We start from the raw sequence: 11,078 nt of genomic DNA, 5'->3' as shown, positions 1-11,078 counted from the left end.
CAGCTGTCACCGGTAGAGTTTGAAAAGCGTTACGCAGCGAGCCTGGAGAGTGTCTAGGAAACCCGGGGCGATTCAAGCAAGAACACCCTGAAGCCCGCTTAATTGCGGGCTTTTGGCTTTTTGGGTCTGGCAAATTCTGGCAGCTTTGTGCATCGCCAGGCGCCGTGTTTAGGTGGCTTGGTAATGGACCCGCGCTGATTTCGGCTAGAAGTTATCCATCGCGTGACACATCGACACCTTGCCATCAGGCTTCGGTTCGACAGCGACCCATTGCATGCCGTCAGCTGAAAGCTCATCCAGCAGGAATGAACAGTCCGCCGACATCGATGCCTGCACCCGGTAATCCACCCCGGGCCGAGGTACGAAGGTCATCGTCCTGGCACACTGCCGGGCATATTGCAGGCGCCCCAGGTAATGGAGCGCGATCGGCTTGTTCGCCGGCACTACCAGCTCTGACGAGACCGAACCTGCCAACGAATAGATCGGCCCGGCAATGCCGAGGTTTTCACCGTTATGGTCGGGGAAGCCGGATTTCGCCGACGCCATCACCCCCGCGCCGGGCACATTCCAGTCGAGGCAGTCACGCCCCGGCACGGCGCGCACCAGGCCGTCGGTGAGCAGGCGAATACGGGCAGTCTCGCCGCTCTGTGGCGGGATGTAGCCGGTGGACAGCGAACGCACGTTTGCCACCTGGCCGCAGCCGCTGAGCGCTAGCAGAACGGCGGGGATTACAGTGAACAGTCTCATCAGGCAATCGACTCGCAGGGGCAGGTTAAGGCTGGCGGCAGTTCTGGCTGACTGACAGATGCGGCGCAGGTTCATAGGTCACGCGCTGCAAACCATCGGCGTCCTGGAACAGGAAGTATTTGACGCGACAGTCCTTGAACATCGCTGAGTAACCCTCGGCCCGGAAGCCTTGGCCATCGACCTGTTTGGTCACGGTATTGTTGCGGCTGACCACCGCGAGCACACTCTGATAGCTGTCGCCCATGTTTACCCCAGGCTCGCCGGTGATCGCGGCCGAGGAGGCGCAACCACCCATTGCTGCTGCCGCCAACACCAGTACGGTGCCGTACAGTCCGTTGCGTAGATCGTTCATTCCCTGTTTTCCTTTTGGTAATGGTTTACCGGCGGCCTTCGCATACCGGGGATTCGCCAATACGGCCTTGCTTGCACAGATCGAGTTTATCCCTGCGCTTGAACCCGGCGTCCTTCATGCAGTAGAACCGCGTCAGCACAACATCGATCGGCGAGGTGTCTCCCACGCCATCAAGATTGGTATACCCGCAAGCACGCATGGCGTTGTCGACGCCTGATTGGGTGACCCCCTTTTTGTACCATTGTGTGTAGTCCCCGGGTGGTGGTTGAAAGCCCCTTCCCGTGCAGCCAACCAGTAACACAGCGCAAAAACTCAGCAACAGGCTCCTCGTGAACATGGCGTTCTTCCTTGGGTTTTGACGCGGGTAGAGTGTGATGCGCCAACATCGTATAGGGAACTTTCATTCAACAAATGGTTCCATACTGTCCTTCACTCAGACTGTTCAAGGATCGAATGAAAACTTATCTGGCAGTTCCGTTAGCAATCACACTCGCCCTTGTGATGACCGGTTGCAGTAGCCGTAAGGCGGGTGATCTCACTTCAACGCCGGTCGTGCCACTGGTCATGAATGACCATCAAGCCAGCTTGACCTTCCGTACCATCGGCGGGGAGGGTGATCACCCTGTCAGTTACATGTACGGGTATTCCGACGGTCGAATGGATGACGCGGGTGATCGTGTTTATGACACTGCTTACTTCAAGCGCATACCGGCCTATCTGAAGCGAATTGGCGGTGGCACTGACAGCATCAGCAAGCTGGTCGATGCAGACAAAGTGGTGCACGTGGAAGGGACGGTCAAGGCCAAGCAGTTCACCTTCAACGGTATTCCAATGCCTACGCCGTTCGACAAAGAGCAGCCTGTTGCGCAGCAATTCACCCCGCAAGCCAAGAAGAATTACGTGGTTGAAACCGTGATCGCTGACACTTGGGTGATGAACGTGTATGAAGTTTCTCCAACCGGTGAACGCAAGACCGTTGGCGCTCACAAAAATGATGGCGCCGCAGACTGATAGTGCATGAAAGGCCTTGAGCCCGGCTTGATATAAAAAAGCGATCAACCTTTACTGTTGATCGCTTTTTTTGTGGTCGGCGTTCTGAATCATCAAACTTCCGACGCCAATTATTTGAACGTGGCAATTGCTCGAAATGGCAATTGAGCTTAGTTCGATTGATTCATACGCGTTATTAAAACCTCATCCATAAATAATACATGCCTCAACCAAAACAATTGGTTAGGCGTGCTGTTTTTGCTGTAGTCAAAATACTGACAATCAAAGCCAGTCGCATCCTCCCTATAAGTCGGTGATTTATCATGATCAAGATCATGGCCTTCTTGTTAATAGGAGTTGTCACTGCAGGATGCAACGGATTCGTGAAGCCCGACTTGTCGGGGCCGGTCAATGAAGCTTACTTTCCCGTCTTTTCAGGCTTTCCCATGCCGTATATGTACATGGCCTCGGCCGTGCAATGGAATGAGGACTACGCCGTCACCACTGGGCATACCCCGTTTATCCCCAACGTTGCATACCGTTGCAGCACACGCTGCGATCTGGTCTTTATCAAGCATAAAGCCAATGGCCACTTCCCGGCATGGCGAGCGCCGCAGGTGGGAGAGAGCATCACGGCCGTGGGCGTGAGCCCTTACCTTGTGACCACGACGGGTAAGGGCAAAGTGTATAAAACCCCCTTCAGCAATACCGAAGATCACAGCGGTGACCTGTATGCCATTCATGATGCCCCGCTGGTCAAGGGCATGTCGGGTGGGCCGGTGATCGCCAGTGACGGTTGCGTGGTGGGGATCAATGCCGGTTTTTATTCGACCAGCCTGAACAGTGCTATTACGTTGCCTGAGCTGAAGAGCGCGCAGAGAGTGAGCATTTTTATCCCGTATTCGATTGTTGCCCGCGAATGGGGGATGTTGCAGGCGCAGCTTGATGGGGGGCGTGGGTCGAAGTTTGCGGCCAAGTAAAAAAGCACCCTCACCCCGGAAGGTGAGGGTGCTTTTTTTGATGTCAGCGCCGCGCCACATCCGAAAAGTAGAACTTGTCCAGCGTATGCCGCGACTCGGTGTACTCGAACTGGCGCCCATCCTGTAGAAACGTCTGGTTGCTCACCACGATCACATGGCTCTGACCCTCCAGGTCCAGGTGCTGCTGGTCGTCCTTGCTGCGCGGCACCGCTTCGATGGTGCGCTGGGCATAGCTGATCTGCAGATTCAGGGTCTGCTCGATATAGGCATAGATCGAGTGCTCGGCAATGGCCTGATCCAGCCCCGGAATCAGGTCGCTGACAAAATGGTTGATGTCCAGAATCACCCGCTTGCCATCAATATGGCGCACGCGTTTGATGCGGGTTATCAGGCTGCCCGCTGCAACATCGAACTTCTCGCACAGTGCGCCTTCGAGCGGGAACCGGGTGAACTCCACCACTTCGGTACTGACGTTACCGCCCAGGCGCGGGTAGGTCTCTTGAAAGCTGACGATACCGCCCAGCTGGAACTCGATCGGGCTGGATGACAATACAAAAGTGCCCTTGCCGTGGATCTTCTGGGCAAATCCACGCTCCTGCAGTTGTTCAATCGCCTTGCGCACGGTTCCGCGGCTGGCCCCATAGCTGGCCATCAACTCGGTTTCGGACGGCAGGCGCGCGCCGCGGGCCAGGCGTTCAGTGGTGATACTGGCAAGCAGATCCGTGTAGATCTGATTGTATTTGGTCATGGCGAGGGCTCTATGCCGGTTGGGCTCGGGGCCCGGAACCTTAAGGGGTGGAGGGAAGGCAGCGCAAGTATGCGGCAGAAAAATCACTAACTCGTCTGTACCAGTTGTTGCTTTAACTCGTACAGACGAGTATTTTTTTGCTACGGCGTGCTGCCACAGCGACGCTCCATAATAAAAATTCAAGCGAGACCACGCATGAGCCACGACTATTCCCAGATCGCCCGCGAGCTGCTGCACAGCCTCGGTGGTGCCGCCAACGTTGAGCAGGCCGCGCATTGCGTCACACGCTTGCGCCTGGCCCTCAAGGACCCAAGCCTGGTCGACAGCACCACCCTCAACCAGATCGATCTGGTCAAAGGCTCCTTTTTCACGGGCGGCCTGTACCAGGTGGTGATCGGCCCCGGTGAAGTCGAGAAGGTCTATGCCGCCCTGCGTGAGCAGACCGGCCTGGCAGCCGCCACTATCGCCGACGTGAAGCAGCAGGGCGCCGACAAGGCCAACGCCATGCAGCGTCTGGTGCGTGTGTTCTCAGATGTGTTTATGCCCATCCTGCCCGCCCTGATCATTGCCGGCTTGCTGATGGGGGTTAACAACCTGCTCGGCGCCAAGGGCATGTTTATCGACGGCAAAACCCTGCTCGACGGTTATCCGCAACTGGACGGGGTGTGGAGCCTGATCAACCTCATGGCCAATACCTCTTTTGTATTCCTGCCCGCGCTGGTGGGCTGGTCGGCGGCCAAGCGATTTGGCGGCAGCGAAATCCTCGGCATTGTGCTGGGCCTGATGCTGGTTCACCCTGACCTGCTCAATGCCTGGAACTACGGCAAGGCCGTGGCCGGGCTGGAGGGCCAGAGCCTGCCGTACTTCAATATCCTGGGCCTGTTCCAGATCGAGAAAGTGGGCTACCAGGGGCAGATCCTGCCGATCCTGATGGCCGCCTATGTGATGAGCGTGATAGAGAAATGGCTACGGGCGCGAGTGCCCAATGCCATTCAATTGCTGGTGGTACCCATTACCACCATCGTCATCACCGGGGTGCTGGCGCTGGCGATCATTGGCCCGGTGACCCGTCACCTCGGCATCCTCATTACCGAAGGCGTAGTGCTGTTGTTCGACGTGGCCCCGGTGCTCGGCGGAATGATTTTCGGCCTGCTGTATGCACCGCTGGTGATTACCGGCATGCACCATATGTTTCTCGCCGTGGACCTGCAATTGATTGCCAACCACGGCGGCACCTTTATCTGGCCGATGATCGTCATGTCCAACCTGGCCCAGGGCAGCGCCGCGCTCGGGGTGTTCTACATGAGCCGCAATGTGCGTGAGCGCAGCATGGCCTCTACCTCTGCAGTCTCGGCGTACTTTGGCATCACGGAGCCGGCGATGTTCGGGATCAACCTGCGCTACAAGTTCCCGTTCTATGCGGCGCTGATCGGCTCGGCGCTGGGTAGCATTTTCCTGTCGCTGAACAAGGTGCTGGCTTCGGCCATCGGTGTTGGCGGCTTGCCCGGCTTTATTTCGATCATTCCGCAGTACATCCCGATGTTTGTCATCGGCATGTTGATGGCCATTGTCGTGCCGTTTGTCCTGACCTGCGGCCTGAGCCTGAAAATCATTCGTCCGGGTTATCGCGTCGCGTAGCACATCCACTTTCCTGTAGCCGCTGCCGAAGGCTGCGATGGGCTGCGAAGCTGCCCGTCTTGATAGACGGTCCAGCGGCCCTTATTGCAGCCTGCACCAGCGGCTACAACGTCCAAGCAAGGAACACCCCATGCAAGACTGGCAGCGTTCAGTGATCTATCAGATCTACCCAAAAAGCTTTTGCAGCCACGCGGGCAACGCGACCGGTGACTTGCGGGGGGTGGTCGACAAGCTCGATTACCTGCAGTGGCTGGGCGTCGATTACCTGTGGCTGACGCCGTTCCTGCGCTCGCCCCAGCGCGACAACGGCTATGACATCAGCGATTACTACGCCATAGACCCGAGTTACGGCAGCATGGCCGATTGCGAACTGCTGATCCGCGAAGCCGGTGCCCGTGGCCTCAAGCTGATGCTTGATATCGTGGTCAATCACACGTCCATCGAACACGAGTGGTTCCAGCAGGCGCGCAGCAGCCTCGACAACCCGTATCGCGACTTCTATATCTGGCGCGACCAGCCAAACAACTGGGAGTCCAAATTCGGCGGCTCGGCCTGGGAATACGAGGCGCAAACCGGCCAGTACTATCTGCACCTGTTTGACCACACTCAGGCCGACCTCAATTGGGACAACCCCAAGGTACGCGCCGAGGTCTACAAGCTGATGTGCTTCTGGCGGGACAAGGGCGTGGGTGGCTTTCGCCTGGATGTGATCAACCTGATCTCGAAACCGGCGCATTTCCCCCAGGACGACAGCGACGGCCGCCGTTTCTATACCGATGGCCCCAACGTGCATGAGTACCTGCAGGAGATGCACCGCGAAGTGTTTGCCGGCCACGATCTGGTCAGCGTCGGCGAGATGTCGTCCACCAGCCTTGAGCACTGCATCCGCTACTCGCGCCCTGACAGCCAGGAGCTGTCGATGACCTTCAATTTTCATCACCTGAAAGTCGATTACCCGAACATGCAGAAGTGGGTGCGGGCTGATTTCGATTTCCTGCAGCTCAAGGGCATTCTTTCGGAGTGGCAGGTTGGTATGCAGGCCGGTGGCGGCTGGAACGCGCTGTTCTGGTGTAACCATGACCAGCCGCGTGTGGTTTCGCGTTTTGGCGATGACGGTGAACACCGCGTGGTCTCGGCCAAAATGCTCGCCACGGCGCTGCATTTTTTGCAAGGCACACCCTATGTGTATCAGGGTGAAGAAATCGGCATGACCAACCCCGGGTTCGAGCATATCGAGCAGTATCGCGATGTCGAAACCCTGAATATCTATCGCCTCAAGCGCGAAGCCGGGGTGCCTCACGACGAATGCATGGCTGCGATCAAGCAAAAGTCACGGGACAACGGCCGCACGCCAATGCAATGGGATCATCAGGCCAATGCCGGTTTCAGCAGTGTCGAACCGTGGATTGGCATCCCCGCCAACGCGGCGTTTATCAACGTTGAAGACCAGCGCAATGACCCGGCTTCGGTGCTGCATCACTACCGCGAATTGATTGCCTTGCGCCGCGCAGTGCCCTTGCTGCAACACGGTGTATATCGTCTGTTGTTGCCCGAGCATAAGCAGGTATGGGTCTATGTGCGTCAGGGCGATGGCGAGAGTCTGCTGGTGATCAACAACTTCTATGGCACACCCTGCGATATCGAACTGCCTGAAGGTGTGGTTGACGCGGGGATGAGCCAGCGGCTGCTGATCAGCAACTACGACGACTGCCCGGTGCGCAGCAGTCGGATTTCACTGCGTCCGTATGAGTCATTTGCCCTGCATCTGCAGTGATTACCGGTTTTACCCATAACAATAAAAAAGGTCGTTCCATGAAATCTTCACTCAACTACAGCATCTGTATCGCCAGCCTGTGCCTGCTGGCACCGTTGTCGGCCAGCGCTTTGGAGTTCGCCGGGTATTTGCGCAGTGGCGTGGGCAACTCGCTCAATGGCGGCAAGCAATCCTGCTTCAAGCTGCCCGGTGCCGAGGCCAAGTACCGGCTGGGCAACGAGTGCGAACAATACGCCGAGCTGGAACTGCGCCAGGACGTGTACAGCTTTGACGATGGCTCGGTACTGAGCGTCGATGGCATGGCCTCGCTGTACAACCAATACGACCGCCAGCTGACTTTCCAGGGCGACAACGGTTCGGCGCGTCTGCCGCAACTGTACGCGCAGTGGTCGAACCTGCCGGGTCTCAACGGCGGCTCACTGTGGGCCGGGCGCCGTTACTACAAGCGTAACGACATCCATATTTCCGACTTCTACTACTGGAACCAGAGCGCCACCGGTGCCGGTATCGAGGATGTACTGATCGGTGGCCTGAAATACAGCTACGCCCTGTCGCGCAAAGACAACCTGTACCAGGAAAACTATGTGACTCGCCACGACTTCAACGTGGCCGGTTTCAACACCAACCCCGGCGGTGAGCTGGAGTTGGGCCTCAGTTATCTGGACAAGCCCGAGCGCACTGACGCCCACAGTGGCTGGGCCATTACCGCGCAGCATGTGCAGAGCGAGTTTCTGGGGGGCAAGAACAAGTTTGCCGTGCAGTACGGCGAAGGCTCGGGCACCGGCCTGGGCTATACCGGCGACTTTCGCCTGGATAACAGCAGCAAGCGTTATCGCATCGTCGAGTTTTTCGACTGGCAAGTGACGCCGCGTTTCGGCGGGCAGGTGGAGGCGGTGTACCAGAAGGATTTTCGCCCCGACGGCGGCAATCAGGAGTGGCTGTCTTTGGGCGTGCGCCCGACTTACGCGATCAGTGAGCAGTTCAAGCTGGTCACCGAGCTGGGGCACGATCAGGTCAAGGCCGCGGACGGTACGCGCAAGTTGAGCAAGTTCACTTTCGCGCCCACCTGGTCACCCAAGGGCCCAGGTTTCTGGACGCGCCCGGAAGTGCGTTTGTATTACACCTATGCCAGCTGGAACGCTGCGGCACAGCGCGCCGCCAATGAGTTTGATGCAGGCTCGGCGCTCTCCGACAGCGGTGCATTCGGTTCGGCCCGTCACGGTTCCAACGCAGGTTTGCAAGTCGAGTACTGGTGGAAGTAAGCGAGCTGTCGGGGCTCGCGCTCCATCGGCATTTAACCGAATCAACTGCAGGTGAAGTTATGGTCACATCCCAACAAGTGGAATTGCTGGCACCGCTGTCCGGTGTGCTGATGGCGCTGGATAACGTGCCCGACCCGGTGTTTGCCAGTCGCCTGATAGGCGACGGCCTGTGTATCGATCCGACGTCGCAGGTGCTTTGTGCGCCGCTGGCCGGGGTGATCAGTAACTTGCAACACACCGGCCACGCCATCAGCATCACCCATGCCAATGGCGTGCAGGTGTTGCTGCATATTGGTCTGGATACCGTCAACCTGGGCGGCAAAGGCTTTACGGCGCTGGTCGAGGAGGGCCAGCAGGTGACAGCGGGGCAGGCGCTGATCGAGTTCGATGCAGACTACATCGCCCTGCATGCCCGCAGCCTGTTGACGCTGATGCTGGTGGTCAGCGGCGAACCTTTTGTGGCCCCGTCACCAGGTGGCGTTCTGGTCGAAACGGGCCAGCCGCTGCTGCGTCTGCAACTGGGGCAGGCCGAGACAGTGGCCGAGGTGCAAGCCGGCGATACCCAGCGTTCCCAGCCGCAGCGTCTGCCCAACCCCAACGGCTTGCACGCCCGTCCTGCAGCGGTGCTCGCCCAGGCGGCGAAAGGCTTTGCGGCAACCCTTCATTTGCACAAACAGGGTGAGAGCGCCAATGCCAAGTCGCTGGTAGCGATCATGGCCCTGCAGGCGGTTTGCGGCGACAGCGTTTACCTCAGTGCCTGCGGCTCAGATGCCGAGCAAGCGCTCAAGGTGCTGAGTGAACTGCTGGCTGAGGGTTGCGGCGAATCGGTCGTGGCTGTGGCGCCCGAAGCGCAGCCAGTAGCAGTGCCGGAGCCTGTGGCCAGCAACGAATTGCGCGGGGTCTGTGCGTCACCGGGTTCGGCCTTCGGTCATGTTGTGCAACTGACAGAAAGCGTGTTGCAGATCAGCGAACTGGCAACCGACCAGCGCCACGAGCGCGAGCAGTTGCAACAGGCCCTGGCAGGAGCCACCGCGCAGTTGCAAACGCTGTGCGACAACACACAGGGCAAGGCTCAGGCCGAGATTTTCAACGCTCACCAGGAGCTGCTGGAAGACCCCTCTTTGCTGGAGCAGGCTTTCGGGCTGATCGAGCAGGGCAAGAGCGCAGCATTCGCCTGGCAGAGTGCCACACACGAAACCGCGACCCTGTTCAAAGGCCTGGGCAATCGCTTGTTGGCCGAGCGCGCGCTGGATCTGGACGATGTCGGCCAGCGCGTACTCAAACTGATACTCGGGGTTCAGGACTGCGCACTGGAGTTGCCGGATCTGGCCATCCTGATTGCCGAGCAACTGACCCCGTCGCAGACCGCAACCCTGGATACCCGCAAGGTTGCAGGCTTTGCCACGGTCGGTGGCGGTGCCAGCAGTCATGTGGCGATTCTGGCCCGGGCGCTGGGCTTGCCGGCACTTTGCGGTATGTCGCCACAGGTGCTGGCGCTGGCTAACGGAACCGAGGTGTTGCTCGATGCGGATCAGGGGCAGCTGCACCTGGAGCCGGATCCGCAGCGGATCCGCCAGCTCACCCTCCAGCGTGCCCTTCAGCACAAGCGTCAGCAGCAGGATTTGCAGCAGGCGGCACAGCCAGCCAGTACCCGTGACGGGGTACGTATCGAAGTCAGCGCCAATATCGCGTCCCTGGCCGAGGCAGAGCAAGCGGTGAGCCTGGGGGCAGAAGGGGTCGGCTTACTGCGCTCCGAGTTCCTTTATCTGGAACGCAGCAGCCCCCCCAGCCATGCCGAGCAGGTTGCCACTTACAGCGCCATCGCCGGTGTCGTGGGTACCGGGCACAATCTGGTGGTGCGCACGCTGGATGTGGGCGGCGACAAACCACTGGCCTATGTACCGATGGCACACGAGGCCAATCCATTTTTGGGCATGCGCGGAATCCGCTTGTGCCTTGAGCGTCCACACCTGTTGCGTGAGCAGTTCAGCGCGATTCTGGCCAGTGCCGACCTGACCCGTCTGCACATTATGTTGCCGATGGTCACGCAGCTGTCCGAGTTGCGCATGGCCCGCCAGTTGCTCGAGGAGCAGGCGCTGGCGCTGGGGATCAAGACCCTGCCAAAACTGGGCATCATGATCGAAGTGCCGGCAGCAGCGTTGATGGCGGATCTGTTTGCCCCCGAGGTGGATTTTTTCTCCATTGGTACCAATGACCTGACCCAGTACACCCTGGCGATGGACCGGGACCATCCGCGTCTGGCCAGCCAGGCCGACAGCTTGCACCCGGCGGTGCTGCGCCTGATCGCCACCACTGTCAAGGCCGCCCATGCCCACGGCAAATGGGTCGGGGTGTGCGGCGCACTGGCCTCCGAGACGCTGGCGGTACCATTGCTGCTGGGGCTGGGTGTCGATGAGTTGTCAGTGAGCGTGCCGTTGATCCCGAGTATCAAGGCGCGGGTTCGAGAGCTGGATTTCGTCGCGTGCCAGGCCCTGGCGCAGCGCGCGCTGGGCCTGGAGAGTGCCGGGCAGGTGCGGGCTGCATTGCAGCCATTGGTGCAACCCATGACCGAGTTGGAGTCCTGAAC

Annotated in this window: 10 protein-coding genes; 6 read left to right on the top strand and 4 right to left on the bottom strand. The window is 59.0% G+C overall.

Annotation, left to right across the window (positions count from 1 at the left end; all coding sequences use genetic code 11):
* Positions 1–204: 204 nt before the first annotated feature.
* Genes GHN92_RS13860 through GHN92_RS13850 form a run of 3 tightly spaced genes read right to left on the bottom strand, consistent with a single transcriptional unit; the run spans position 205 to position 1,436 of the window.
* A complete protein-coding gene (locus GHN92_RS13860; protein WP_133144817.1) occupies positions 205–747 on the bottom strand; it encodes a hypothetical protein in 543 nt (180 codons plus the stop codon).
* Between the two features lie 25 nt (positions 748–772).
* Positions 773–1,099 (bottom strand): hypothetical protein, encoded by a 327-nt coding sequence (locus GHN92_RS13855; protein WP_133144818.1) that lies wholly within the window; start codon positions 1,097–1,099, stop codon positions 773–775.
* 25 nt (positions 1,100–1,124) lie between these two features.
* Complete coding sequence (locus GHN92_RS13850; protein ID WP_095018343.1) at positions 1,125–1,436, bottom strand: hypothetical protein; 312 nt, start codon at positions 1,434–1,436, stop codon at positions 1,125–1,127.
* Positions 1,437–1,552: 116 nt separating this feature from the next.
* Between GHN92_RS13850 and GHN92_RS13845 the strand changes: the two genes are divergently transcribed.
* Both GHN92_RS13845 and GHN92_RS13840 read left to right on the top strand, forming a co-directional pair.
* The gene (locus GHN92_RS13845) at positions 1,553–2,110 is read left to right on the top strand and encodes a hypothetical protein (RefSeq protein ID WP_133144819.1); all 558 of its coding nucleotides are present in this window, start codon (positions 1,553–1,555) and stop codon (positions 2,108–2,110) included.
* 302 nt (positions 2,111–2,412) lie between these two features.
* On the top strand, positions 2,413–3,069 hold the full coding sequence (locus GHN92_RS13840; protein ID WP_095001449.1) for a trypsin-like peptidase domain-containing protein: 657 nt from the start codon (positions 2,413–2,415) through the stop codon (positions 3,067–3,069).
* A 43-nt stretch (positions 3,070–3,112) separates the two neighbouring features.
* Here GHN92_RS13840 and treR read toward each other — a convergent pair whose 3' ends face one another.
* On the bottom strand, positions 3,113–3,817 hold the full coding sequence (gene treR, locus GHN92_RS13835; RefSeq protein WP_095001448.1) for a trehalose operon repressor: 705 nt from the start codon (positions 3,815–3,817) through the stop codon (positions 3,113–3,115).
* Positions 3,818–4,012: 195 nt separating this feature from the next.
* Between treR and treP the strand changes: the two genes are divergently transcribed.
* From treP to ptsP, 4 genes are all read left to right on the top strand, one after another.
* Positions 4,013–5,455: a PTS system trehalose-specific EIIBC component gene (treP, locus tag GHN92_RS13830; RefSeq protein ID WP_133144820.1), complete on the top strand. Its 1,443-nt coding sequence runs from the start codon at positions 4,013–4,015 to the stop codon at positions 5,453–5,455.
* Positions 5,456–5,585: 130 nt separating this feature from the next.
* Positions 5,586–7,229 (top strand): alpha,alpha-phosphotrehalase, encoded by a 1,644-nt coding sequence (treC, locus tag GHN92_RS13825; RefSeq protein ID WP_133144821.1) that lies wholly within the window; start codon positions 5,586–5,588, stop codon positions 7,227–7,229.
* Positions 7,230–7,267: 38 nt separating this feature from the next.
* Positions 7,268–8,491, top strand: a complete 1,224-nt coding sequence (locus GHN92_RS13820; protein WP_095001629.1) for a carbohydrate porin — start codon at positions 7,268–7,270, stop codon at positions 8,489–8,491.
* A 59-nt stretch (positions 8,492–8,550) separates the two neighbouring features.
* Positions 8,551–11,076, top strand: a complete 2,526-nt coding sequence (gene ptsP, locus GHN92_RS13815; protein WP_153328093.1) for a phosphoenolpyruvate--protein phosphotransferase — start codon at positions 8,551–8,553, stop codon at positions 11,074–11,076.
* The last annotated feature ends 2 nt before the right edge of the window (positions 11,077–11,078 follow it).

Source organism: Pseudomonas sp. FSL R10-2964 (genome assembly GCF_009600035.1).
Lineage (GTDB): Bacteria > Pseudomonadota > Gammaproteobacteria > Pseudomonadales > Pseudomonadaceae > Aquipseudomonas > Aquipseudomonas bubulae.
This window is presented reverse-complemented; position numbering and strand designations above follow the sequence as displayed.

Excerpts from the sequence above, each read along its gene's own strand:
- GHN92_RS13845 (WP_133144819.1), top strand. The coding sequence starts at position 1,553 with ATGAAAACTTATCTGGCAGTTCCGTTAGCAATCACACTCGCCCTTGTG.
- GHN92_RS13855 (WP_133144818.1), bottom strand. The coding sequence starts at position 1,099 with ATGAACGATCTACGCAACGGACTGTACGGCACCGTACTGGTGTTGGCG.
- GHN92_RS13860 (WP_133144817.1), bottom strand. The coding sequence starts at position 747 with ATGAGACTGTTCACTGTAATCCCCGCCGTTCTGCTAGCGCTCAGCGGC.
- treP (WP_133144820.1), top strand. The coding sequence starts at position 4,013 with ATGAGCCACGACTATTCCCAGATCGCCCGCGAGCTGCTGCACAGCCTC.
- treR (WP_095001448.1), bottom strand. The coding sequence starts at position 3,817 with ATGACCAAATACAATCAGATCTACACGGATCTGCTTGCCAGTATCACC.
- ptsP (WP_153328093.1), top strand. The coding sequence starts at position 8,551 with ATGGTCACATCCCAACAAGTGGAATTGCTGGCACCGCTGTCCGGTGTG.
- GHN92_RS13820 (WP_095001629.1), top strand. The coding sequence starts at position 7,268 with ATGAAATCTTCACTCAACTACAGCATCTGTATCGCCAGCCTGTGCCTG.
- GHN92_RS13840 (WP_095001449.1), top strand. The coding sequence starts at position 2,413 with ATGATCAAGATCATGGCCTTCTTGTTAATAGGAGTTGTCACTGCAGGA.
- GHN92_RS13850 (WP_095018343.1), bottom strand. The coding sequence starts at position 1,436 with ATGTTCACGAGGAGCCTGTTGCTGAGTTTTTGCGCTGTGTTACTGGTT.
- treC (WP_133144821.1), top strand. The coding sequence starts at position 5,586 with ATGCAAGACTGGCAGCGTTCAGTGATCTATCAGATCTACCCAAAAAGC.